Origin of the sequence: Rossellomorea yichunensis, assembly GCF_032337515.1 — a bacterium.
Lineage (GTDB): Bacteria > Bacillota > Bacilli > Bacillales > Bacillaceae_B > Rossellomorea > Rossellomorea yichunensis.
This window is the reverse complement of sequence record NZ_JAVYAD010000002.1, coordinates 449,596-472,875: the sequence shown is the minus strand read 5'-3', so window position 1 is coordinate 472,875 and position 23,280 is coordinate 449,596. Positions and strand designations below refer to the sequence as shown.

Annotated in this window: 31 protein-coding genes; 25 read left to right on the top strand and 6 right to left on the bottom strand. The window is 39.6% G+C overall.

The genetic code is table 11. The features are described from left to right. The first annotated feature begins 1 nt into the window (after position 1). The 6 genes from RSX31_RS06955 (at position 2) to RSX31_RS06930 (ending at position 3,711) form a co-directional block, all read left to right on the top strand. Positions 2-601 (top strand): CPBP family intramembrane glutamic endopeptidase, encoded by a 600-nt coding sequence (locus RSX31_RS06955; RefSeq protein ID WP_148969495.1) that lies wholly within the window; start codon positions 2-4, stop codon positions 599-601. After that, positions 594-1,073 (top strand): hypothetical protein, encoded by a 480-nt coding sequence (locus RSX31_RS06950; protein WP_315634035.1) that lies wholly within the window; start codon positions 594-596, stop codon positions 1,071-1,073. Before RSX31_RS06955 ends, RSX31_RS06950 begins: the two co-directional genes overlap by 8 nt. A 27-nt stretch (positions 1,074-1,100) precedes the next feature. Further along, on the top strand, positions 1,101-1,283 hold the full coding sequence (locus tag RSX31_RS06945) for a LysM peptidoglycan-binding domain-containing protein (RefSeq protein ID WP_315634033.1): 183 nt from the start codon (positions 1,101-1,103) through the stop codon (positions 1,281-1,283). 142 nt (positions 1,284-1,425) lie between these two features. Next, positions 1,426-1,953: a phosphatase PAP2 family protein gene (locus RSX31_RS06940; protein ID WP_315634032.1), complete on the top strand. Its 528-nt coding sequence runs from the start codon at positions 1,426-1,428 to the stop codon at positions 1,951-1,953. 49 nt (positions 1,954-2,002) lie between these two features. Next, positions 2,003-3,148 (top strand): glycosyltransferase family 4 protein, encoded by a 1,146-nt coding sequence (locus RSX31_RS06935; protein ID WP_315634031.1) that lies wholly within the window; start codon positions 2,003-2,005, stop codon positions 3,146-3,148. A 122-nt stretch (positions 3,149-3,270) separates the two neighbouring features. Next, positions 3,271-3,711, top strand: a complete 441-nt coding sequence (locus tag RSX31_RS06930) for a YpbF family protein (protein WP_262371885.1) — start codon at positions 3,271-3,273, stop codon at positions 3,709-3,711. Positions 3,712-3,807: 96 nt separating this feature from the next. On the opposite strand, the gene RSX31_RS06925 is transcribed toward RSX31_RS06930, so the two are convergent. From RSX31_RS06925 to RSX31_RS06915, 3 genes are read right to left on the bottom strand one after another with little or no spacing between them, the layout of a single operon-like run. Further along, on the bottom strand, positions 3,808-4,377 hold the full coding sequence (locus RSX31_RS06925) for a manganese catalase family protein (RefSeq protein ID WP_113967645.1): 570 nt from the start codon (positions 4,375-4,377) through the stop codon (positions 3,808-3,810). Between the two features lie 21 nt (positions 4,378-4,398). Beyond that, complete coding sequence (locus RSX31_RS06920) at positions 4,399-4,659, bottom strand: spore coat protein CotJB (protein ID WP_113967646.1); 261 nt, start codon at positions 4,657-4,659, stop codon at positions 4,399-4,401. A 6-nt stretch (positions 4,660-4,665) separates the two neighbouring features. Continuing rightward, a complete protein-coding gene (locus RSX31_RS06915) occupies positions 4,666-4,887 on the bottom strand; it encodes a spore coat associated protein CotJA (RefSeq protein ID WP_044340146.1) in 222 nt (73 codons plus the stop codon). Between the two features lie 151 nt (positions 4,888-5,038). On the opposite strand from RSX31_RS06915, the gene RSX31_RS06910 reads away from it, so the two are divergent. The 7 genes from RSX31_RS06910 (at position 5,039) to RSX31_RS06880 (ending at position 11,456) form a co-directional block, all read left to right on the top strand. Further along, the gene (locus tag RSX31_RS06910) at positions 5,039-5,674 is read left to right on the top strand and encodes a CBS domain-containing protein (RefSeq protein WP_148969490.1); all 636 of its coding nucleotides are present in this window, start codon (positions 5,039-5,041) and stop codon (positions 5,672-5,674) included. A 59-nt stretch (positions 5,675-5,733) separates the two neighbouring features. After that, positions 5,734-6,117 (top strand): hypothetical protein, encoded by a 384-nt coding sequence (locus RSX31_RS06905; protein ID WP_148969489.1) that lies wholly within the window; start codon positions 5,734-5,736, stop codon positions 6,115-6,117. Then, entirely contained in the window at positions 6,110-6,874 is a 765-nt protein-coding gene (locus tag RSX31_RS06900) for a metallophosphoesterase (protein ID WP_148969488.1), read from the top strand. Before RSX31_RS06905 ends, RSX31_RS06900 begins: the two co-directional genes overlap by 8 nt. 97 nt (positions 6,875-6,971) lie before the next feature. Then, positions 6,972-7,883, top strand: a complete 912-nt coding sequence (locus RSX31_RS06895; RefSeq protein ID WP_148969487.1) for a MerR family transcriptional regulator — start codon at positions 6,972-6,974, stop codon at positions 7,881-7,883. 71 nt (positions 7,884-7,954) lie between these two features. Continuing rightward, positions 7,955-8,539 (top strand): adaptor protein MecA, encoded by a 585-nt coding sequence (locus tag RSX31_RS06890; RefSeq protein ID WP_187443270.1) that lies wholly within the window; start codon positions 7,955-7,957, stop codon positions 8,537-8,539. A gap of 433 nt (positions 8,540-8,972) precedes the next feature. Continuing rightward, positions 8,973-10,250: a Glu/Leu/Phe/Val family dehydrogenase gene (locus RSX31_RS06885; RefSeq protein WP_315634019.1), complete on the top strand. Its 1,278-nt coding sequence runs from the start codon at positions 8,973-8,975 to the stop codon at positions 10,248-10,250. Between the two features lie 246 nt (positions 10,251-10,496). Continuing rightward, the gene (locus RSX31_RS06880; protein ID WP_397541199.1) at positions 10,497-11,456 is read left to right on the top strand and encodes a YpdA family putative bacillithiol disulfide reductase; all 960 of its coding nucleotides are present in this window, start codon (positions 10,497-10,499) and stop codon (positions 11,454-11,456) included. 68 nt (positions 11,457-11,524) lie between these two features. Here RSX31_RS06880 and RSX31_RS06875 read toward each other — a convergent pair whose 3' ends face one another. Further along, the gene (locus RSX31_RS06875; RefSeq protein WP_315634016.1) at positions 11,525-12,499 is read right to left on the bottom strand and encodes an asparaginase; all 975 of its coding nucleotides are present in this window, start codon (positions 12,497-12,499) and stop codon (positions 11,525-11,527) included. Between the two features lie 90 nt (positions 12,500-12,589). Between RSX31_RS06875 and prsW the strand changes: the two genes are divergently transcribed. After that, entirely contained in the window at positions 12,590-13,276 is a 687-nt protein-coding gene (prsW, locus tag RSX31_RS06870) for a glutamic-type intramembrane protease PrsW (RefSeq protein ID WP_148969482.1), read from the top strand. Positions 13,277-13,374: 98 nt separating this feature from the next. Here prsW and RSX31_RS06865 read toward each other — a convergent pair whose 3' ends face one another. Next, complete coding sequence (locus RSX31_RS06865; protein WP_148970017.1) at positions 13,375-13,719, bottom strand: hypothetical protein; 345 nt, start codon at positions 13,717-13,719, stop codon at positions 13,375-13,377. Between the two features lie 209 nt (positions 13,720-13,928). Here RSX31_RS06865 and sleB point away from each other — a divergent pair, with 209 nt between their 5' ends. From sleB to fni, 8 genes are all read left to right on the top strand, one after another. Then, on the top strand, positions 13,929-14,804 hold the full coding sequence (gene sleB / locus RSX31_RS06860) for a spore cortex-lytic enzyme (protein ID WP_148969481.1): 876 nt from the start codon (positions 13,929-13,931) through the stop codon (positions 14,802-14,804). 14 nt (positions 14,805-14,818) lie between these two features. Then, positions 14,819-16,165 carry a germination protein YpeB gene (gene ypeB, locus RSX31_RS06855; protein WP_315634012.1) on the top strand — a complete coding sequence of 449 codons (1,347 nt, stop codon included), beginning with the start codon at positions 14,819-14,821 and terminating at the stop codon, positions 16,163-16,165. Between the two features lie 152 nt (positions 16,166-16,317). Beyond that, complete coding sequence (locus tag RSX31_RS06850; RefSeq protein WP_148995566.1) at positions 16,318-16,965, top strand: flagellar brake protein; 648 nt, start codon at positions 16,318-16,320, stop codon at positions 16,963-16,965. Between the two features lie 49 nt (positions 16,966-17,014). Then, complete coding sequence (locus tag RSX31_RS06845; RefSeq protein WP_262371884.1) at positions 17,015-17,212, top strand: YpfB family protein; 198 nt, start codon at positions 17,015-17,017, stop codon at positions 17,210-17,212. 100 nt (positions 17,213-17,312) lie between these two features. Continuing rightward, the gene (gene cmk, locus RSX31_RS06840) at positions 17,313-17,981 is read left to right on the top strand and encodes a (d)CMP kinase (protein WP_148995565.1); all 669 of its coding nucleotides are present in this window, start codon (positions 17,313-17,315) and stop codon (positions 17,979-17,981) included. Between the two features lies 1 nt (position 17,982). Continuing rightward, positions 17,983-18,564: a lysophospholipid acyltransferase family protein gene (locus RSX31_RS06835; RefSeq protein WP_148969477.1), complete on the top strand. Its 582-nt coding sequence runs from the start codon at positions 17,983-17,985 to the stop codon at positions 18,562-18,564. A 120-nt stretch (positions 18,565-18,684) separates the two neighbouring features. After that, positions 18,685-19,818 (top strand): 30S ribosomal protein S1, encoded by a 1,134-nt coding sequence (rpsA, locus tag RSX31_RS06830; protein ID WP_282138882.1) that lies wholly within the window; start codon positions 18,685-18,687, stop codon positions 19,816-19,818. A gap of 12 nt (positions 19,819-19,830) precedes the next feature. After that, a complete protein-coding gene (gene fni, locus RSX31_RS06825) occupies positions 19,831-20,889 on the top strand; it encodes a type 2 isopentenyl-diphosphate Delta-isomerase (protein ID WP_315634007.1) in 1,059 nt (352 codons plus the stop codon). Between the two features lie 309 nt (positions 20,890-21,198). On the opposite strand, the gene RSX31_RS06820 is transcribed toward fni, so the two are convergent. Further along, positions 21,199-21,330 (bottom strand): YpzI family protein, encoded by a 132-nt coding sequence (locus RSX31_RS06820; RefSeq protein ID WP_113970719.1) that lies wholly within the window; start codon positions 21,328-21,330, stop codon positions 21,199-21,201. 96 nt (positions 21,331-21,426) lie between these two features. Here RSX31_RS06820 and RSX31_RS06815 point away from each other — a divergent pair, with 96 nt between their 5' ends. Genes RSX31_RS06815 through RSX31_RS06805 form a run of 3 tightly spaced genes read left to right on the top strand, consistent with a single transcriptional unit; the run spans position 21,427 to position 23,128 of the window. Continuing rightward, on the top strand, positions 21,427-22,047 hold the full coding sequence (locus tag RSX31_RS06815; RefSeq protein WP_148995563.1) for a YphA family membrane protein: 621 nt from the start codon (positions 21,427-21,429) through the stop codon (positions 22,045-22,047). Continuing rightward, positions 22,044-22,940, top strand: a complete 897-nt coding sequence (locus RSX31_RS06810) for a YIEGIA family protein (protein WP_148969474.1) — start codon at positions 22,044-22,046, stop codon at positions 22,938-22,940. Before RSX31_RS06815 ends, RSX31_RS06810 begins: the two co-directional genes overlap by 4 nt. Next, the gene (locus tag RSX31_RS06805; protein ID WP_113970716.1) at positions 22,937-23,128 is read left to right on the top strand and encodes a capping complex subunit for YIEGIA; all 192 of its coding nucleotides are present in this window, start codon (positions 22,937-22,939) and stop codon (positions 23,126-23,128) included. Before RSX31_RS06810 ends, RSX31_RS06805 begins: the two co-directional genes overlap by 4 nt. Positions 23,129-23,280: the final 152 nt, after the last annotated feature.

Below are 23,280 nucleotides of genomic sequence, written 5' to 3'. Positions count from 1 at the left end.
CATGCAGAAACAAGGGGAAGTCATAGAACAGCTTTCTAAGAACCAGTTAACATTTCATTTGTATTTCACTCAATTCTTACTATTAACGATTGCCTTAGGATTAGGTATATTTTTATTTGACACATGGTCCGGTTTTTGGAAACAGTTTTACATTTCCCCGACCATTTTGACAATTGGATTAACAAGCGGTGTGATGATTGTGATCATCGACATCGTATTAATGAAGCGTTTACCCAGTAAATACTATGACGATGGCGGGGTGAATGCAAGGATATTTACGGATAGAAGCATTGGTGAAATTGCACTGCTTGCATTTTTCATCAGCATCAGTGAAGAAATATTATTTAGAGGCGTGTTGCAATTTCACTTTGGTATAATCATTTCAAGTATTATATTTGCACTGATACATTTTAGATACTGGGCTCACTGGTTTTTAATTGTCAATATTGTACTGCTTAGCTTTTGGATCGGTTTCATTTATGAACAAACAGAGAATTTATTGGTAACAATCATCATGCACTTTGTCATCGATTTCTTACTGGGTATACATATGCGTAAGAAAGGAAGACAAGGAAGTAAAGAAGGGATGTCTCATGAGTAAAGACCCATATCGAGATCAAGCAGCGAAATTAAAGCAAAAGATTGAACGAGTCCCAGAGGAAGCATCATTTAAAAAAAGAGAGCCTCTTCCAGCGAGAAGTGAGTTACATAGAGAGAAAAAGAAGAAAAACAAATGGAGAATGAAATATCCATTGATCAGTATGCTGCTCTTATTTTTTATTCTTTTGCCCTTGACGGTTTTTAGCATTTATTCATATTTTGATAGCAGGAATGGCCCCTTGGTGGTCATGTCAGAAGATGTGGATGATGTGGAAGAAGTTCGCTACGACCAATCCGATAATGATAATGAGGAGAGCATTGGAGAGGCTGATTCCAAAGAAGAAGAGGCTGCCGGGAATGACAAAAGTGAAGAATCCCTGAATGAAGTTGCTCCCTCAGTGACTGGAAAAGAACAACCAGCGTCCACTGAACCTGCTTCTCCACCTGCTGAACAAGAATCAGCAGAGGAATAGCCGACAGAAGAGGAAAATGAAGAGCCTGTGGAAGAGCAGCCAACAAACAAGATCGTGTATCACACGGTCGCCCCCAAGGAAACCCTTTTCAGAATTGCTATGAAATACTACAATTCCCAATCAGGAGTTGAACGAATTAAGGAATGGAATAATATTCAAAATAATGAAATTCAGACAGGGCAAGTACTGGAAATCCCATTAGATCAATAAAAGGCACCCCCCCAAGTCGATTTGGGGAGGGTGCTATTTTTTTTACAAATATTCACGATAAAATTTACATTCATTTATAAGAAGCATTACAAACCTAAAATATAATGGAGGTGACATCACTAAAAGAAGAGGAGTTGGTTTCATGGACAGAATGCTTACGCGCTTTCGAAAAGTAGATGACCTGTTGTTTTACAGAATCAATGGAAGCAAGCGGCTGTATCGTTCATTCTTCGGCTATGTCACTCATTTGGGTGGAGCGAGGATTACTGTAGCCTCCGTCCTGATCTTGTTTTTCTTGAGTCAATATTATTCACAGATGCAAAGAACGGTAATGGCTGCCATGATAACGTTATGTATCAGTCATATTATTATGTCAATCACCAAGAAATTGGTTAAACGTATCCGACCTTATCTAACATTACCCGATGCAATGATACACGGCTATGAATTTAAGGATCATTCATTTCCGTCTGGTCATTCAACCGCCATTTTTTCCATATCGATTCCTTTTATGATTCAGTATCCATACACGATGCTTCTCCTTTTTCCTTTAAGTTGGTTAGTGGGATACTCCCGAGTGGTGCTCGGAGTCCATTATCCTTCAGATGTATTGGCGGGAGCATTTCTTGCATTTGCTACGACTTTAATGGTCCTTTTGTTTATGGGATAAACGTATAAAATCTATGAATTGAAAGGCAATCATAAAGGGGGAAGGGTACATGCGAGTGGCATTGTTTTCGGATACTTACTATCCTCAAGTGAACGGGGTCGCAAGAACGTTAAAGAGATTGACGAATCACTATGAGAAAAGGGGAATTGAGTACAAAGTATTTGCTCCTGATCTTCAAGAGAAAAAAGAGTCCTATCCAAATGTACATTCCTTTACAAGTTTTCCTTTTTTCTTCTATCCTGAATGCAGAACGGCTATTGCCAACCCGAAAACCATTGAAAAACAGCTGAAAGATTTTTCACCTACACTGATTCATGTAACCACACCTCTTACAATGGGATTATATGGGATCCGGGGTGCAAAGAAAATGAATATCCCATTGGTTGCCTCTTATCATACCCATTTTGATCTGTATTTGAATTATTACAAAATGATGTGGGTGGCACCATTATTATGGAAATACATGAAATGGTTTTATTCACAGGCAGATCGAATTTTTGTCCCCTCAATTGAAACGAAGCTTCACTTAGAAAACCAAGGTTTTACCGACTTATCCATATGGAGCAGGGGAGTGGATTGTCAAACCTATTCTCCGGAAAAGCGAAGCCCTGAACTAAGGAGGAAATTTAATAAAAACAAGAAATACACTCTTCTTTATGTGGGGCGTTTAGCTCCTGAAAAGGACTTGGACACACTCGAAAAGACGATTAAATATCTTCCTCAAACATTAAAAGATCAAGTTCAATGGGTGATAGTCGGCGATGGACCGATGAGGAATGAGCTTATGGAAAAAACCAAAAACGAAAATGTACTCTTTACGGGTTATGTAACAGGAAACGAATTAGCGGAAGTGTATGCATCCTCTGACCTATTTGTCTTCCCATCTGCTTCAGAGACGTTTGGAAATGTAGTATTAGAAGCATTTGCCTCCGGATTGCCAGCGGTAGTGGCTGATAAAGGCGGTGTGACGAACATCGTAGTGCATAATCAAACAGGAAGGATGGCGAAAGCTCATCGCTACTCTTCGTTTATTCATCATATTGAAGAGATATTAAATGGAGATCTCCTAACTGAAATGAAAAAAAATGCTCTTCAAATGGCTGAAAAACAGTCCTGGGATTGCATCTTTGATCAACTCATAACGGAATTTCATGAAGTTAGTTTTCTTAATAGTCGGAATCAGATGTCAGGGTGAAGAAACCTAAACCCGCCTTCCTGATATTCGTAAAGGATCTGAAGAGGTCCTTTTTTTATTCTACTATTCTAACTTTATGGACAAGTTCATAAACTATAAAGGAAGGAAAGGAGTGGGTGGGGATGAAATTTGGAGAGTGGACAGATCAAGCCACTGGACAGATGCTACATAATTTAATAGACAAAAAACAAAAATTTGATAAAGCCAAAGCGGTACACCTCTATACCTTATGGGCAACCATGTTTGCTTCCTTCTTTTTTCTCTATTATGTGACGAAATTTGTGCTTGGACCATATTCATATTCTTTTGCAGCGATGTTTTCTGTATTTGTATCCAGCTCTTTTCATCTAATTATCACTATGCTTCTTGTCGGGCTTTTCGGTGCTACAAGAATCTTATATGAAAAAAAGGAGAAAAAGGAAAAAGAATATCATGCATTAAGGTGTGAGATCATCGATCGAAGTAAAGATTTATGGAAAGAGGAAGCGTGGAAAAAAAGGCATCATGTGTACGAAAAAATGAAAAAAGAATGGGATATAAATTTATTTCATGGTAGTAAGTGAGAGTAAATGTTAGTACTAAAAACGAGCTCATATTTATTTTATAGTAAAAGAATAGGCTCATTTCTTCTTTCGAAGAAATGAGCCAAGTTTCCATGCTTAAAAAAATACCTTTTTATCTCTTTCGTCCTTAAGTATTTCAACTGCTTCACGGAAGCGTTGGGAGTGGACGATTTCACGCTCCCTTAAAAACCGCAAACCATCATTCAGATCAGGATCGTCACTCATATTAATGATCCACTGATAGGTAGCCCTTGCTTTCTCTTCAGCTGCTATATCTTCATATAAATCAGCTATCGGATCACCTTTAGCCGCTATATACGCTGTAGTAAACGGCACACCTGCAGCATTGTGATAGAAGATCGCTCCATCATGATTAACATAATGAGGGTCGAGTCCGGCGTCCTTCATCTGCTGGGGAGTTGCATCTTTAATTAATTTATAAACCATTGTCGCGATCATTTCCAAGTGAGCAAACTCCTCCGTACCAATATCCGTTAACAATCCGATGACTTTGTCAGGGATGGTATAGCGTTGGTTGAGATACCTTAAGGCAGCTGCAAGTTCTCCGTCAGCACCGCCGTATTGTTCAATCAGAAATTTTGCCAGTTTAGGATTGCATGTACTTACTCTGACCGGATATTGAAGTTTTTTCTCGTAAACCCACATTGTCATGCACCTCCCGAAATATTAAACTTGCCATGGCCATGGAGCATCCTTCCAATCCCATGGGTAATTGGAGTAGCTATATCCAAAGTTTGTCAAAGGACCAAATTCTTTTTCGAATTTCTTCTTAATTTGTTTTCGCGTTTTGATGTACATATTATATTGAGAGATTGCATCATAATCTTCAGGGTGTGTATCAAGGTAAAGGGTAAGGTCAAGAATCACGAAATCTACAGCTTGTAACTCTTCCAGCACTTCATAATAATGGGGGGGAAGCTGTTTCATGTCAGTCTATTCTCCCTTCATCTTTTCATACGGGCTATAGTAGGGATCATAAAACACTTTCCATAGAGTACCTTTTTGTAACGCTTCTTTAGGCGAATATTGCTCCAGGTTGGGAGGTTGAAACCCTAAGTAAAGATTAGGGGGCGTTGAATAGACTTTCCGGGTAATAGGCTTACACGGATCGAATGGGCTTACATATGGGTAATAAGCTTTGTAAAATTCGTGCACGATAATCCCTCCTTTAAAGAAAATCCTTCGTAACAACATATGAAAAGGTTAAATAGAACATGTTAATTAATTTAAATTCATAAATATGAAGGGAAACTTTGTGAAAATGTTGAATACTACAGATGTAGGATATTAATGATGAGGTGGTCAAATGTTTGTAAAAAGTGCCATGATACCGAAACACAAATGCTATGTGGTTGATGAAAATGACTCGATCGAAAAGACCCTTAATGTATTGGAGCACCATAAAATTGATGGGGTGCCGGTACTCTCGAATGAAGAATATAAAGGGGTGGCAACACGCTACAATATTTATCAGAGCTTCTTCCTTTCAGGAATGGATAAAGAAGCCTTTCTCAAGGAGAAAAAGGTTCGTGATATTATTGCCGATACCGACAAATATATAACCGACAAAGATGTATTTGAAAATGCATTGGTCGAATTGAAGGATTCTCCGATTCTTCCAGTCGTAGGGCCAGATAAAAAGTTCCTTGGATTGATCACCCGCTTTGATGTACTTGATCAATTCAGAAGTGCATTCGGGATGGATCAAAAGGGAGTGAGAATCGCCTTTTCTTCTGTGGAAACAGAAGGAAGGATTGCCCGTCTTGGAGATATCGTCCAGCAGTATTCGGAATCGGTCATCTCCCTGGTTACCTTTGATGAAACCGATAAATTATTAAGACGTATCGTACTAAAGGTCGAAAAGAAGGACAATATGGATAAATTTCTCAATAAGTTGGAGAAATCAGGATTCCGCATTCTTGATATTCATGAAGATGAATAATTGACTGAAACCCTGTATGAAAAGAAATCCCTCTCATAAGATTTATGGGAGGGATTTTTTTGATCAATCATACTGTTAAACTGCTTATCACGTTTCTATTAGGGTATCTATTCATTAAATGGTTTCCGGCGGGTGAACTGCTGAACAGCTCTGAGTTTATTGTGGAGCTACTCTTAAATCCCGTGCCATTCTTTGCGGCAATGATGGCCTTTATGGTCGGGTTAATCGTCCAAGGGAATTTATTGAAATTCGAACTGTTTTCTATTCTAAGATTAATGAATGGTAAACTACATAAAGAATTAGTCTTCATCCCATTTCATATAGGCATCATCTATTTGTTGAGCACTTTTGGAATGTGGCAAACAATGATTTTTTCCTTCTTATCCATCTTTTATGGTATTATTTCTATAGATTTCCACCGACAAGGAGGCCACAATGCTTGAATTTAGTATATTTTTATTAGTAGGGGGAGTCAGTCTCCTCTTTTTTATGTTATATGAAGCACGTAGAAATGTTGTGAAAATGGAGAAGGTCAAGCTTCCTGCCCTTCCTCATCATATGAGCGCGATTTCCATCTTTTTTATATCTGATATACATAAGAGGGAAGTGTCAGACGGAATTATTGATGAAGTGAAAGGGAAAGTCGATTTTGTCATCATTGGCGGGGATCTGTTGGAAAAAGGAGTGCCCTACTCAAGAGTTGAGCAAAACTTAGATAAACTATTGACACTGGGAACGGTTTATTTCGTATGGGGCAATAATGATCATGAAGTGAATACGAACAGGCTGAAGGATATATTTAAACAAAAGGGAATCATTGAAATTGTAAATGATTCAGTTAAGGTGCCTATTCAAAACGGGAAGGTTAACCTGATCGGAGTGGACGATGCGAGTACGCAGAGAGCTTCTTACTCTTCTTCCCTTAAAAAAACAACACCGTATGAATTTAATATATTAATCAGTCATGACCCGAGACTTGTAAGGCAGGTACGAAAAGAAGAGGGGATTGACCTGATGTTGAGTGGCCATACACACGGTGGACAAATTCGATTGTTTGGTTGGGGACTGTATAAAAAAGGAAGACTTGAAAAGCTCCCACAGACCACCCTATTAGTAAGTAACGGCTATGGGACAACTGCGCTCCCATTACGCTTGGGAGCTCCTGCAGAGACCCATTTACTGAAAATCGAAAAGGAATGAAATGAACATTTGTTGTTCATTACCTGTACAAATTTTACACAGTGCGGTTTCTCGATTATAATTTTAGAGAGAAGAGAATTACTTTGGGGGACTATTTATGAGCAATGACAAGAAGTTAGAAGGCAAATACAATATAAAAGCTGTGTCCACAATCTTAGGAATACAACCAGGTACATTAAGGGCATGGGAGAGAAGATATCAGATAATTGCTCCTGTACGTAATGAATCAGGTCATCGATTGTACACAGAACAACATTTAAATATATTGAAATGGCTGGTTGAAAAGGTCAATCAGGGATTTACGATCAGTCAGGCAGTTGCGTTACTTGATAAACAAGAGCTGGAAGAAAATGAGATTGCATCCTCTGAACGAAAGGACCGCACTCAGAGCATCTCGGATGATTTGTTAAAAGCACTCTTAAGCTTTGATGAAACAAAAGCCCATGAATTAATCAACCAGTCGTTTGCTGTTTACACGATAGATAAAGTGGTGATCGATATCCTGGGCAGCTTGCTGGTTAAAATCGGAGACCTGTGGGAGAACGGGAAAATTACGACGGCTCACGAGCATTTTGCAACATCGATACTGAGATCCCGTATCGGAATCATCATGCACTCTTTTCCTCACAACGGAATCTTGCCTAAAGTAGTAGCAGTTTGCGGACCGGACGAATGGCATGAATTGGGATTGTTAATCTTTACTCTCTATGTAAGAAGAAAGGGATTTGAAGTAATCTATTTAGGCTCGAGTATTAAAGAAAATGATATCGACGTCGTTCTTGACGAAGTCGACCCTAAGTTTCTGTTCTTCTCCTGCACCTTAAGGGAAAATGTAGACAACCTGTTGTCACTCGTTACTTCATTAAAGAGTGAGCGGGATGGCCTGGAAATTGGAATTGGCGGTTTTGCAGTAGACCATCTCCCAAAAGAAAAGAAAGAGGAATTTCAGGAACACATTGTCGGACAATCCAAACCTGATTGGGAACTATGGCTGAAAAGTAAATTATAATTGGATTATGCACTGTTTTCTGCCCCTTACATAGTATGGTGATAAATCGTCACACTCTAGGGGGTACGAAGATGAAGCTTGAAAGAATTTCTGACAACAAAATAAAATTTTCCATTAGTGTGGAAGAATTAGAGCAAAAAGGCTTATTTGAACAAGACCAATGGAAAGATTCCTATATGTGGCATGATCTTTTTGAAGACATGTTAGATGAAGTTCAAGGGAAGTTCGGCATTGAAACACAGATGGAAATCACCGTTGAGATTGAGTCATTTGATGATCAGGAAATCTGCATGATCCTCACATTAGAGTCAGAAGATGACTTTTCTGATTGGGAAGACGAAAGTGGAATCATGAAGTCCATGAATGATCATGATGTGCTCGTTTACTTTGAGGATTTCGAGGATGTACTGGACCTCCTTAAACGTATCAACGAATTGAACAAAGTGAACAATCGCCTTATACAATTAAGCATTTATTATTATGAAAAAAACTACTACTTACTTATTGAAAATCTATTGGAATACGATAGCTTGGTCATGGAGGCTATTTGCGCTGAATACGGTCAACAATCAAAGATTACGAAACATATCCTGATGGAGTACGGCCGTGCTGTTTTAATAAAGGATTCCATTGATAAAATTCTGTTTTATTTCTGATTATGTTATGTGGCACCCAATCTTCCCCCCCTTTAGATATATGTTTTACTATGATTTATAGAAAATATCGACATTATTTTGCACTTTTAGGGTGATTCCTGGAAGTGTTTTTTGTTATGGTGATGGTTGTTGTGATTTTTTGTATGCCTGGCCAAGCCGCCTCCGCTTTTCGCGATGTCCAGCTCCAGGGCTTGGGGCTCGAGGTCATAAGCCAAGTAACCCAAAAAGGCAAAGAGCGCCTTTTCAGGTTACTCGTCTTATGCTTGTCGCCCCAGGGCAAGCCCCTTCCGCTTTTCGATTATGATAGCGTTTTCAAAAAAATCTTCTTTTTTTGATTTTCCTTCTTTGCAAGTAGAATTCAAACGTGTATACTATGTCATGAAAGCGGACGAGGTTCCGTTAAACAGTGAAGTATACTGGGAGGTTTACATAAATGGTAGCCGATAAGGGGAAAGAAAATCACCAAGCATCTGATCGACACGATGTATTGAAATCTACACAAACGGTTATTCATCTTGCACTTGATAAATTGGGGTATTCACAAGAAGTATATGAATTATTAAAAGAACCTGTACGAATGTTAACGGTTAAAATACCAGTCCGGATGGATGATGGGAAAGTAAAGGTTTTCACGGGATACCGTGCTCAACATAATGATGCAGTTGGACCAACAAAGGGTGGGATTCGATTTCACCCGAACGTTACTGAAAAAGAAGTTAAAGCGCTTTCCATATGGATGAGCTTGAAATGTGGAATTGTAGACCTTCCATACGGTGGAGGTAAAGGGGGCATCATCTGTGATCCCCGGGATATGTCATTTAGAGAGCTCGAGCGATTAAGTCGTGGTTATGTACGCGCAATCAGCCAAATTGTCGGACCATCTAAAGATATTCCGGCTCCCGATGTTTTTACAAACTCGCAAATCATGGCGTGGATGATGGACGAATACAGCCGAATCGATGAGTATAATTCGCCAGGATTTATTACAGGGAAACCATTGGTGCTTGGGGGATCCCATGGTCGTGAAACGGCAACCGCGAAGGGCGTCACGATTTGTATTCATGAAGCAGCCAAGAAAAAAGGAATTAAGCTTAAAGGAGCGAGAGTAGTCGTTCAAGGCTTTGGTAATGCCGGAAGCTTCCTTGCAAAGTTTATGCATGATGCAGGAGCAAAGGTGATTGGGATTTCTGATGCCTACGGTGGACTTCATGACGAAGATGGGCTGGATATTGATTATTTGCTGGATCGTCGGGATAGTTTTGGAACGGTTACGAAATTATTTAATAATACGATAACAAATGAAGAACTATTAGAGCTGGACTGTGACATTCTCGTGCCTGCAGCCATCGAGAACCAAATCACGGAGAAAAATGCTCACAACATAAGAGCAAGCATTGTGGTAGAGGCAGCGAACGGACCGACAACGTTGGAAGCAACGAAAATCCTCACCGAGCGTGGAATCCTACTGGTGCCTGATGTGTTAGCATCATCGGGTGGGGTGACGGTTTCTTACTTTGAATGGGTACAAAATAATCAGGGTTATTACTGGTCTGAAGAAGAAGTGAAAGAAAAATTGGAGAAGATCTTGGTCAGCTCCTTTAATAATGTATACGAAACTTCCCAGTCCAGAAGAGTCGATATGAGACTTGCCGCCTATATGGTAGGAGTCAGAAAAATGGCCGAAGCATGCCGGTTCAGAGGTTGGATTTAATCCCAGTAAAGGATGAGATGAATGACATCTCATCCTTTTTCAATTCTAAATAATGGCGCATTACAATAATTTCAGCAGAAATTAGAAATCATACTACTGACGTGGCCATGAGCTTCGAGTGCTTCCTTTTGACCAAATCGCAAACTTATTCCATAATAATTGGGTAGTAATTATTTTAACATCTGAAATGAACGAACTTAAATTACCATTCAGATAGAGGAATTGAAGGAGTGTCTGAATTTGAAAATGGAAGAATGCATTATTGTAGGCGGGGGACCATGTGGGTTGTCAGCTGCTATTAGTCTAAAAGAAAAGGGTATCGATCCTTTAATCATTGAAAAAGGGAATATCGTGAATGCCATTTACCACTATCCCACTCATCAAACGTTTTTCTCATCAAGTGAAAAGCTGGAAATTGGTGACGTTCCTTTTGTTATTGAAGAACACAAACCAAGACGGAATCAAGCACTCGTGTATTATCGTGAAGTAGCGAAGCGGAAAGAATTAAGAATCAATCGATTCGAAACAGTTCAAAAGGTGGAGAAGCAAGATGGACGTTTTTCCGTTTCCACCTCAAAGAGAACGTATGAAAGTAAAAATATCGTCATTGCGACCGGTTACTATGATCATCCCAATTATTTAAAAATCCCAGGAGAGAAATTAGAGAAAGTCTTTCATTATTTTAAAGAAGCACATCCCTTTTTTGACACAGATGTGGTTGTGATCGGAGGGAAGAACTCAGCGGTTGATGCAGCACTTGAATTGAATAAAGCGGGATCAAGAGTCACCGTCTTATACCGGGGAAGCGAGTACTCGAAAAGTGTTAAGCCCTGGATACTTCCTAACTTTGATGCGCTTGTCAGAAATGGTGAGGTAGCGATGGAATTCAACGCGTGTGTAGAGGAGATCACAGATGACTCTGTCACCTACAAGGTAAATGGTGAGAAGAAAGAAATCAAAAATGACTTTGTGTTTGCAATGACAGGTTATCACCCTGATCATAGCTTCCTGACGAAAATGGGAATAAACATTGACAAGGATACAGGTCGGCCTGCTTTTCATCAAGAAACGATGGAAACCAATGTAGAAGGAATCTATATTGCAGGTGTCATTGCTGCGGGAAACAATGCGAATGAGATCTTTATTGAAAATGGTCGAATGCATGGCGGATTGATCGCTAAATCCATTACACAAAAAGAAAAATGACAAAGAAAGAGGCTCTGCTGTGAGCCTCTTTCTTATATTATGGTTACTTTTCAACCAATGAGACAATCTTAATTTTTGAAAATCGTTTCTAGTTCTTTAATGTCACCGGTTTGGGACAGAGCCACCATTAACTTGATTCTTGCCTTTTGTCCATTTAGGCCATTCGAGAAGATCACTCCTTTTTCTTTCAGTTGTTTCCCTCCTCCTGAATAGCCGTATATATCCTGAACAATCCCATTAAAGCATCTTGAAACCAATACAACCGGGATATTAGCTGCTAATAGTCCGTTAATTCCATCTACCGTATCAGGAGGTAGATTTCCTTGCCCTAATGCTTCAATTACAACCCCATCGTACTGTAAATCTTTTATGGCAACTAATAAGCCTGAATCCATTCCAGCATATGCTTTGATCAGGGTAACCCTCTTGGATATATCACAAACCTGATAATGCTCATTTGATGTAGGCTGATGATGAAAAAGAACGCCTCTTTTAGTCACAATCCCGATTGGTCCATACTGTGGACTTTGAAAGGTAGATACATTGCTTGTGTGAGTTTTGGTCACGTTCTTAGCAGAGTGGATTTCGTCATTAAGTACGACTAAAACTCCTTTGTTCTTGGATTTGTCATCAGCAGCTACCCGAACGGATGAAATGAGGTTATAAAGACCGTCCGCTCCAATCTCATTACTTGATCTCATTGCCCCTGTAACGACAAGGGAGACTGGAAGAGAAAGGGTTAAATCCAGGAAGTAGGCAGTTTCTTCGAGCGTATCTGTTCCGTGGGTAATGACGACTCCGTCAAATGATTTTTCCCTATATTTCGTTTCGATTATCTCTTTTAATTGCTGCATATGTTCTGGTGTAATATGGGGGGAAGGCAAATGAAATGCTTCTAAGACCGTCAGATTTGCTAAATTCGATACGATAGACGTTTGTACCGAAAGGGGATTTTCCTTCCCGGGAGTGACTGCTCCAGTCTGTTCGTCTTCCATCATAGAGATGGTACCGCCTGTATGTATGACCAAAATATCTTTCTTCAAAGTTCATTCCTCCAACCAAATAAATTCCTGTTTCCATTCCTACATTAACATGATACGATTAAGAAAACAGAAAGAAAAGAGGACTTTTTTATGCTGGTGATTTTATCAGCGGGTATAGCACCAGGATTAGCATTGCTAAGTTACTTTTATTTGCGGGATGAATATGACGCAGAACCCATTACGCTAGTGTTCAAAACCTTTATGTATGGGGCCCTTATCACCTTTCCTATTATGTTCTTACAATATGTGTTAGAAGTTGAAGGAATCATTGATTCCAATTGGTCGACGGCATTCATTTCTTCCGGGCTTTTAGAAGAATTCTTCAAATGGTTTATTTTAATGTTTGCGATTTTCCAACATGTTGATTTTAATGAACCATACGACGGCATTATTTATGGTGCAAGTGTGTCACTTGGATTCGCTACTATTGAAAATATTTTGTATTTGGTTGCAAACGGTGTTGAACATGCATTTGGAAGAGCGATCCTGCCTGTTTCAAGTCATGCGTTGTTCGGTGTCATTATGGGATATTACTTAGGAAAAGCAAAATTTTCCTCCAGTGAAGAAAGGCATAAGTGGCTTTTCATTGCGATTTCTGTGCCCCTGTTGTTACACGGAACTTATAATTACATCTTTTTAGCCGAGAAGAACTGGATCTATTATATGGTGCCGTTTATGTTTTTCTTATGGTGGCTTGGTTTGAAGAAAGTGAAAAGTGCTCATCGATTAACTGAAAAGAAATACACGGGTACTGATTTCGAAAAAGAAATTATTTAAAAGGACGCTTGCTATTTAAAGCGTCCTTTTTTGCATTTTCAGATCCGTATAAACTCCCATAAAAAAACCGCCCAATGAAAGACGGTTTAATAAAATATCTACTTATACGCAGCAGCAAGGTCGGTTTTAGGAGCCTCTTTCCGTTTCACTTCATCAATTTTATTCACGAACATTTGAAACACTTTTCTTTTTTCGTCCAATTCGCGTATGTATTCCTTCAGTTCATTGTACTTTTCTTCAAAAGGCTTATGATACATTTCCCTGATATTTTCGATGATTTCCTCATTCACTGTTGATTGAATGACTTGCTTTGTAATTCCGTACTTATAGGAATACACCTTCAGTTCCTTCTTTATCTCTTCGTAGTCAGTATTAATCTGATCCAACACCTCTGAAATATCTTCTTTCCACTCATCTAATGACTTCGCTAAATAGTCTTCCATCATGACCTCCCCCTCTTATTGCGGATTTGTTTGAAGTAATCCAGTAATCCTCATTCTATTTTAACTCAGATTGTTTACATGGCTTTTGCTGGGACATTACAGAGTCTTATCATTGTTGCTTTCTAAATTTTATTATTCACTTGTATAAAATGGGAGCCTCTACAAAAACTAGAGTTAATGTTAATTGAAGATATGGAGGTTAAAGCATTATGAATAGTCGTTTCAAATTGATTTCTACTTCAGTCGTCATGGTGCTTATGTGTTCTCTTTTTATGATTTCGTCTGAAGGAGAGAAGGCAGACGCATTTACGAATCAAGTGATACAACATGGCGCAACAGGTGAGGATGTAATCGAGCTTCAGTCCAGACTTCAATATATCGGATATTATAACGGCGATATTGATGGAGTGTTCGGGTGGGGCACATATTGGGCACTGAGAAACTTTCAATATGAGTTCGGTCTTCCCATCGACGGCCTGGCTGGTGCCGAAACAAAAGAAAAACTAGTGAAAGCTTCAAAGTATAATAAGCAATTCGTAAAAGAACAAATAGAAAAAGGTAACAATTTCAGTCACTATGGCGGAACAGATTTAAATAAACAAAAAGGTCCTGGAGGTGGCGGGGCTAAAGGCGGAACATCCGGTGGAAAAGCAGCTCCTGAAAAGAAGCCTGCTCCAAAACCAACACCCACTCCATCCAAGCCAACGGCAGTGAACACGCCTAATGGATTTTCACAAAACGACATTCAACTTATGGCAAATGCCGTATATGGAGAAGCCCGTGGTGAGCCTTATGAGGGACAAGTTGCAGTAGCGGCCGTCATTCTCAATCGAATTGACAGCTCAGCATTCCCGAACACAGCGGCGGGGGTTATCTTTGAGCCTGGTGCCTTTACAGCCGTAGCAGATGGGCAAATATGGTTAACGCCAAATGAAAAAGCGAAAGAAGCGGTTTTAGATGCCATAAACGGCTGGGATCCTTCTTCAAGTGCTCTCTATTACTTTAACCCTGTGACAGCAACAAGCAAGTGGATTTGGTCACGTCCACAAATCAAGAAAATTGGAAAGCACATATTCTGTAGTTAAAGAGGTGAAGTACATTGCTACGTGTCATTTTAATAACGGTGCTCGTCCTTGGTGTTGCAGGTACCGCATTCTGGGGATACCAAGAGCATCAGGAAAAAAATGCGATATTAATCAATGCTGAAAATAACTATCAAAGAGCGTTCCATGAGTTAACTTACCAAGTGGATCTGGTACACGATAAAATAGGTTCGACTCTTGCCATGAATTCAAGGAAATCATTGTCTCCGGCACTTGCCGATATATGGAGATTAACTTCTCAGGCGCACAGTGATGTAGGGCAGCTTCCGTTAACGCTGCTGCCGTTTAATAAAACAGAAGAGTTCTTAAGTAATATTGGAGATTTCAGCTACCGAGTAGCAGTGAGGGATTTAGATAAGAATCCTTTAACGGATAAAGAATATAAATCACTTGAAAATTTGTATGAGCAAAGTGCAGATATTCAGAATCAGTTAAGAAAGGTTCAACATCTGGTTATGGAGAACAACCTGAGATGGATGGATGTGGAGCTTGCTTTGGCGTCAGGGAATGAACAGGTTGATAACACCATTATCGATGGTTTTAAAACCGTTGAAAAGAATGTATCCGGATATGATGAAGCAAACTTTGGTTCTACACCATTTGTGAATACTGAGAAGAAAGACCAAAATTTTCAGAAGATTAAAGGGAAAGAGATTTCAAAGGATGAGGCTGTTTCGATCTTAAGAAAATACTCCGGGATAAGTGAAAAGATTGATGCAAAAGTAACGAAGAGCGGAAAAGGCTCTGACTATAAATTTTATAGTGTTACGGTTGAAAAGGGTAAAACCCATGCAAGTATGGACATTACTCAAAAAGGTGGATATCCAATCTGGTATATCAACAATCGGGAAGTCCAGAAAGCAAAAATCAGCTTAAATAAAGCGGCAGAGAAAGCGACTGCCTTCCTGAAGGATAACGACTTTGAGAAATTAGAACTATTTGAAGGTGCACAGTATGACAACATTGGTATTTTCACTTATGTGACAGTATTGGATGGTGTAAGGATATATCCGGACTCTGTTAAAATAAAGGTAGCATTGGATAATGGACACATCGTCGGATTTGCTGCGGAAGAATATTTGAAGAATAATCATGACAGGGAAATCGGACAACCGTCCATTACACAAGCAGAAGCTAAAGAAACGACAAACCCTAATCTAAAAGTAATGGAAGAGCGTAAAGCGGTAATTGTGAATGATCTTAATGAAGAAGTGCTATGCTACGAATTCTTAGGTATGCTGGGTAAAGATACCTTTAGAATATTTATCAATGCAAACACAGGAGAAGAAGAAAAAGTAGAGAAGCTCAGAAAAGCAGAACCGATTTATGAAGAAGTCGTCTAAGCTTTTAGAGGGACGGACCTCCGATATGGAGGTCCGTCCCTTTTCTTTAGATGTAGAAAAATTCAGAATAGAGATTCAAAAAGGTATGGAAAGGTGAGGAATGTCATGCCATAATATAGATACATAAAATGGGAAAGTGGGAGTATTGTACTATGATAAAAGCAGGTACCACATTACAGTTGGAACCCATACATAATGATACATTTGAACGGTATAGGTGCCGGGTCGTTGAGATCGGGGAAGAAGGGCTCTTTATCGATTACCCTATTCATACAAAAACAGAGAAAGCCGTTTTCTTAATAGATGGTACACAACTTAAAGCAAGTTTCATCGTTAATGAACAGACGGTACTTATGTTTGAAACAGAAGTGAAGGGCCGCAAACTATCCAAAATACCGATGATCCACATTCATTATCCAGGAGAGGAAGGTTTAGAGAAGGTCCAAAGAAGACAGTTTGTGCGAGTAGAAGCGAACACAGATATCTCAATAAAAATAAATGAGGATTATTTTCCTACGGTTACTGAGGATATCAGTGCAGGAGGATGCGCGGTATTGGTGAGAAAAGGAATGGACCTGAAAAGTGGTTCTAACATATCAACCACCATCGTTTTGCCTATGCAAACGGGTGAGAACCAGTATGTAGAAATAGAAGGTAAAGTTATCCGCGTCTGGGAAAAAGGTCACAAAAAAGTTGCAAGCGTTGAATTTGTACATTTAACTGAAAATCAACGTCAGCTTATTTTAAGATATTGTTTTGAAAGACAGTTGAATTTAAGAAAAAAAGGGTTACTTGAATAAAATCCCATAATTTACACATACTTTTTCTATAATAATGAATAGGAAAAGGGTGAATACAATTAAATCCGTTGAGCGAATATTAATCAAATTAGTCATTATACATTTCATTTTATTAATAGCGGTCCAATTTGTCATCCATGAATTAAATATCCTTCCGGAGCTCAATAAGATCGTTTTTTATGAAGGCGTCGAAAAAATGGAGTACAGCGAAATAGTCGAAACCTTATCCGGTAAAGCAGGTAATTGATTGCCTGCTCTTTTTTTTGAATAAAGATTCTTTCAACGTGGTGTGAGATTTATGTTAAAATAGGTAAGAAAATTATTAGGAAATTAAGTAGGTGGATTAGTTGAAGAAATTAAGAATTGCGATCGATGGTCCTGCAGCTGCAGGGAAAAGTACTGTGGCGAAAATTGTAGCAGGGAAATTATCTTATCTTTATATTGATACTGGGGCGATGTACCGCTCATTAACATATAAAGCTTTGAAACAGAATATAGACTTGCATGATGAAAATGAGCTGAAGGAATTATTAGCTCAAACAAAAATCACGCTAGAACCGACTGAAGATGGACAAATTGTATATGTAGACGGGGAAAATGTGACAGATGAAATTCGTCAAGCCACAGTTACCAATTCAGTATCTCATGTGGCCGTTCATTCTGAAGTTAGAGAAGAGATGGTGAACAGGCAGCAGCAGTTGGCTAAACAAGGTGCTGTTGTAATGGACGGAAGAGATATCGGGACCCATGTTATTCCTGACGCTGAAATAAAAGTATTTCTACTGGCAAGCGTAGATGAAAGAGCCCAAAGAAGACATGAGGAAAACATTTCGAAAGGGTTCCCTTCTGATCTGGAACAATTAAAAGTTGAAATTGCCCGCCGTGATAAGATCGATTCAGAAAGAGAAGTAGCTCCACTTAAGAAAGCGGACGACGCAACTGAAATAGATACAACTTCACTATCCATCCCTGAAGTCGTGGATCAAATTATGCTGTTAGTAGAAAGGAAAGGTTAATGTGAACTTATATTCCTTTGCTAAAGGTCTCGTAAAATCGATTCTTTCCCCTCTCTATCGCATTGAGGTCAAAGGTTTGGAGCATTTCCCTGAAGAGGGGGGAGTCTTATTATGCACCAACCATATTGATAACCTGGACCCCCCGGTGGTGGGGATTTCAGCTCCTAGACCTGTTTCTTTCATGGCTAAAGAAGAGCTTTTCAGTGTCCCGGTATTAGGTAAGCTATTACCGGATTTACGGGCATTCCCGGTGAAAAGGGGAATGAGCGACCGGGAAGCACTAAGGAAAGGTTTGCAGGTCCTTAAACAAGGAGATGTTTTAGGACTGTTCCCAGAGGGTACTAGAAGTAAGACAGGTAAAATAGGTAAGGGATTGGCAGGAGCGGGTTTCTTTGCTCTTCGTTCCGAGGCTTACGTTGTACCATGTGCAATCATTGGACCCTATAAGCCTTTCAGGAAATTAAAGGTCGTATTCGGACCGCCTATTGCTATGGAGGGCATTCGAGAACAAAAACTGAATGCAGAGAAAACAACTGAAATTATTATGCAGCACATCGAAAAACTAATACATGAGCATGAATAAAATGAGCTTTCTCGCTTGACAAAAAGTAGTATTTATTAGAAGTTAGTAGAAAGAATATTTTAAATTGCGAAGTCTCGCAATTATCAAAAATCTTTGCAGTCATGGATTAAGGAGGAGTACATAATGGAAGACATGAATGGAATTGAAGTGAAAAATCTTGAAATCGGTGAAAAAGTTAAAGGGACAGTCACTAAGGTTGAAGAGAAACAGGTCTTAGTCGACGTTCAAGATAGCAAAGTGGATGGCATCATTCCAATTAGTGAACTCTCAAGCCTTCATATCGAAAAAGCTTCTGATGTAGTCAGTGAAGGGGATGTACTTGAGTTAATCGTGACAAAAGTTGAAGAAGAACTTCTTGTTCTTTCCAAACGAAAAGTAGATGCTGAAAAAGCATGGGAAGAAATGAAGGTTCGCTTTGAAAATGGCGACATCTTTGAAGCAGAAGTCAAAGATGTCGTGAAGGGCGGACTTGTAGTTGATCTTGGTGTCAGAGGATTTGTTCCTGCATCATTAGTTGAAGACTATTATGTTGAGGATTTCTCGGACTATAAGGACAAAACTTTGACGTTCAAGATTGTTGAATTGGATCAGGATAAGAATCGTTTGATCCTTTCGCACCGGGCTGTTGTAGAAGCGGAAAAGCAACACCAGAAGAAGCAGCTTCTTACGGATATTGAATCTGGTGCTGTTCTTGAAGGTACAGTTCAGCGTATCACAGATTTCGGAGCGTTCGTAGACATTGGTGGAGTAGATGGATTGGTTCATATCTCCCAACTTTCACACGAGCACGTTGAAAAGCCTTCTGACGTAGTAACTGAAGGACAAAAAGTCCAGGTCAAAGTTCTAAGTGTCGATCGTGACAATGAACGTATTTCTTTATCCATTAAAGAAACCCTGCCAGGACCTTGGAGTGATATTTCAGAAAAGGCACCTAAAGGCAGTGTTCTGGACGGAGTGGTTAAGCGCTTAGTGTCATATGGAGCATTTGTAGAAGTGTTGCCTGGTGTTGAAGGTCTTGTTCACATCTCTCAAATTTCACATAAGCATATCGGTACGCCGCACGAAGTCCTTCAGGAAAACCAAGAAGTACAAGTGAAAGTATTGGATGTAAATGAGAATGATCAACGTTTATCTTTAAGCATCAAATCTCTTGAAGAAAAAGAGGAAGAAGTGACTGACTACGAAATGCCCGAAGAAAATACCGGCTTCCAATTAGGTGAAATGATTGGTGACAAATTAAAAGATCTTAAGTAATGGTGATGAATAGTGACAAGAGCTCAAAGAAAGCAAGACCACATTAATTACGCTTTATCAACTGGCCAACAACGAAGAACAGGTTTTGATGAAGTTGCTTTTGTCCACCAAAGCTTACCGAATATAGCAGTAGATGAAGTTCATCTACAGGCAGAAATTGGCGAACTTATTTGGAGTTCGCCAATTTTCATAAATGCTATGACAGGCGGCGGTGGTGAATCAACTTCTAAAATCAATGAAGAATTAGCGATTCTTGCACGTGAAACAGGTCTGGCCATTGCTGTCGGATCTCAAATGTCCGCGCTAAAAGACCCATCTGAACGAAAAACGTACGAAATCGTTCGCAAACATAATCCAAATGGCATCGTTTTTGGGAATTTGGGAAGTGAAGCAACCGTTCAACAGGCAAGAGATGCCGTAGAGATGATTAGTGCCAATGCGTTGCAAATCCACTTAAATGTCATACAAGAATTAACCATGCCAGAAGGTGACAGGGACTTCAGAGGGGCGATGGACAGGATTCAGGAGATTGCTGAAAGTATTCCAGTACCTGTCATAGTGAAAGAAACGGGTTTTGGTATCAGTAAAGAGACTGCAGAATCATTGTCCCACTCGAACATTTCAGCCATTGATGTGGGGGGATTCGGTGGTACGAACTTCTCTAAAATCGAAAATCAACGCAGAAAACGAATGTTGGAATTCTTCGATGATTGGGGTATACCTACTGCCATTTCGATTGCTGAAAATCATGCAACATCCAGGAAGCCCATTCTTGCTTCTGGTGGTGTCCAAAATAGCTTAGACATCGTTAAGTCGCTAGGCTTAGGAGCATCTGGTGTAGGGATGGCCGGCATCATCCTCAAGCAGCTATTAGACTCGGGGCTTATGGACACCATTGAAGAAGTGAATCAAATTCATACGGATATTAAATTCCTGATGAGTGCGCTGGGGTGCAGGCGTTTAGAAGATCTTCACAGAGTTCCACTCGTTTTATCAGGCGACGTGTTTCATTGGCTGGACGTTAGAGGATTGAATCCAGGAAGTTATAGCAATAGAACGTTTAATAAGTAAAAAGAACGAATTCTCTTTTGAGAATTCGTTCTTTTTTTGTTGCTTGATTTTAGTTGTTGCTTTTTCGGGTATTTTTGTAAAGTGGCAGAATTAACCCATAAAACGGCTGAATTATAGTTTGTTTACAAGACATCCAGCCAAATATGCTTGTCGCCTCTACCCAAGCCGCCTTCGCTTTTCTTGATGTCCAGCTACAGGGGCTTGGGTCTCGAGGTCATAAGCCAAGTCACCCATAAAGGCAAAGGACGCCTTTCCGGGTGACTCGCCTTATGCTTGTCGCCCCAGTGCGAGCCCCTTCCGCTTTTCTTGTTATCTCTGTCCCTTTTTGGCTTCTTCCGGTCCTTGCAGGCTTGTTGCTCCGTTGTAGTGCAGGGCCTGGTCTCTGTCTGATTCGACTCGTTTGCTTTGTTTTAGTTTCTTTTCTTGACGATCTTTACCCATCATAAACACCTCCCTTTCTTATTTTTTCTTTGAAAAAATGATTCATACATGAATGAGATACATAAAGATTTTCCATAATGTAGATAATAGGAGGGAGTGAGTATTGTGGATGGGATTCTGTATTTATGGCTGATTTGGGGAATTTGGATTTTTACGACGTTTATGATGAATAAGGCACACCCATATCGTTTCCATTATTCCTTCATTTGTTTAGTGTTATTATGCGTCTTTCCGTATGGTTTGAAAGTAGGTTCTGTGGAGGTTGCGGTACCGGTTTTTGTTTTAGGACTTATTTGTATCCTTTACATAAGAATTTATAGTTTGAAAGAAAAATTATATATGCTTGTAGCGATTCTGGCGATGGGGATGCTTTATGCGGGCATTGGGTTAGTGGCTATATATGATCCTGTTCTATTGTTCATTGATCGAAACCTAATAATGGCTCTATCGCTTTCTCTCCTGAGTATTTTCTTCTATAGCTCGTCTTCGTATATGTTCCGGATGATCGCTGTTGCCGGGAGCAGTATAGTGGGGGAAGTGTTTATGAGTATCCCATTAAATAATGTAGGATTTTTATATCCCATCGGTGGACCTGTTTACCTCGATGTCCTGGCTATTTCCATTGGAATTCTATTAGCTGTTAAGTTATTTGAAGAAATAAATCAGTTATTCAACATCAAAGTTCAAACAAACAAAGGGGAAATGAAAAATCTATGAATGAGTATGTGTATCCTGTCATCTTCGGAGTAGTAGTTGGGACATTAACCAGAATCTATATGCTGCGTACAGACTATCGCCAATATCCCACTTATTTGCATGGGAAGATTATACATATTGCTCTTGGATTTATTGCTGCTGGTTTAGGCACCATCGCGATTCCTGCTTTACTAGAGGAGAACTTCACGGCGATTACTTTCTTAACCGTTGCTGCGTCTCAATTTCGGGATGTGCGAAATATGGAGAGGAACACATTGACAGAGCTAGATGCATATGAACTTGTCCCTAGAGGGGCTACATACATCGAAGGGATTGCCGTAGCATTTGAAAGCCGTAATTATTTGGTCATTTTCACGTCTCTCTTAGCCACTTTAGCTTATATTGTCTTTAACTTCTATGTAGCGCTGGTGATCAGTGCGATATGTATGGTGATTGCACATAAACTAATGGCTGGAGGCAGATTGAAGGATATCGTAACTATTGAATATGTGAAGCCTCATTTTGATGGGGCCGGACTTTACGTTGATAATATTTACATCATGAATATTGGATTAAAGGTAAGACAAGAAGAAATTTTAAAGTATGGAATGGGGTTTGTCCTTTCTCCCAAATCATTCGATGCCAGATCTACGGTAGCGAACCTTGGTCAAAGGCAGGCCATTCTTCATGATATGTCTACTTCGTTGGGGATATTTAAAGATTCAGGAACTCCCGCATTGACGCCACTGGCCAAGAGGGATTTAGACGATGGTCGAATAGGTGTCTTCGTCCTTCCGCAGCGAAAGGATGTAGAGAAAGCCATTGCCATTCTTGGACAGGTGCCGACATTGGAAAATGCGATAAGAATGCCGTCAGAATCGAAAGCGAATCAGGAGGGTGGTAAATTAGAATGAGTACAACGATCCAAAAGTTTATTCTCGCGACGGTTACGACATCACCTGAAAAAGTTCCAAGTGGAACAAGCGTCTTTTATTGTAAAACAGATGAGGAATTGCAAAAGATCTGTGCGAATTTAGAGGCGATTCTCGATGGCATTGCCCATGAACTGGATGAAGGACTATTTATCATTGTAAAACATTGATTGCTAGTTTATTCTTTTATTGATAAAATAGTTAAGTTAGGGGGGACTGTCCCATAAGGAAACAATACCTTAAGGGCCGGTCCTTCTTATGCATAACTCCGATTGATGATTGAAAAGGTATAAAAAGAGGAAATGTAAGAATAGGACAACCT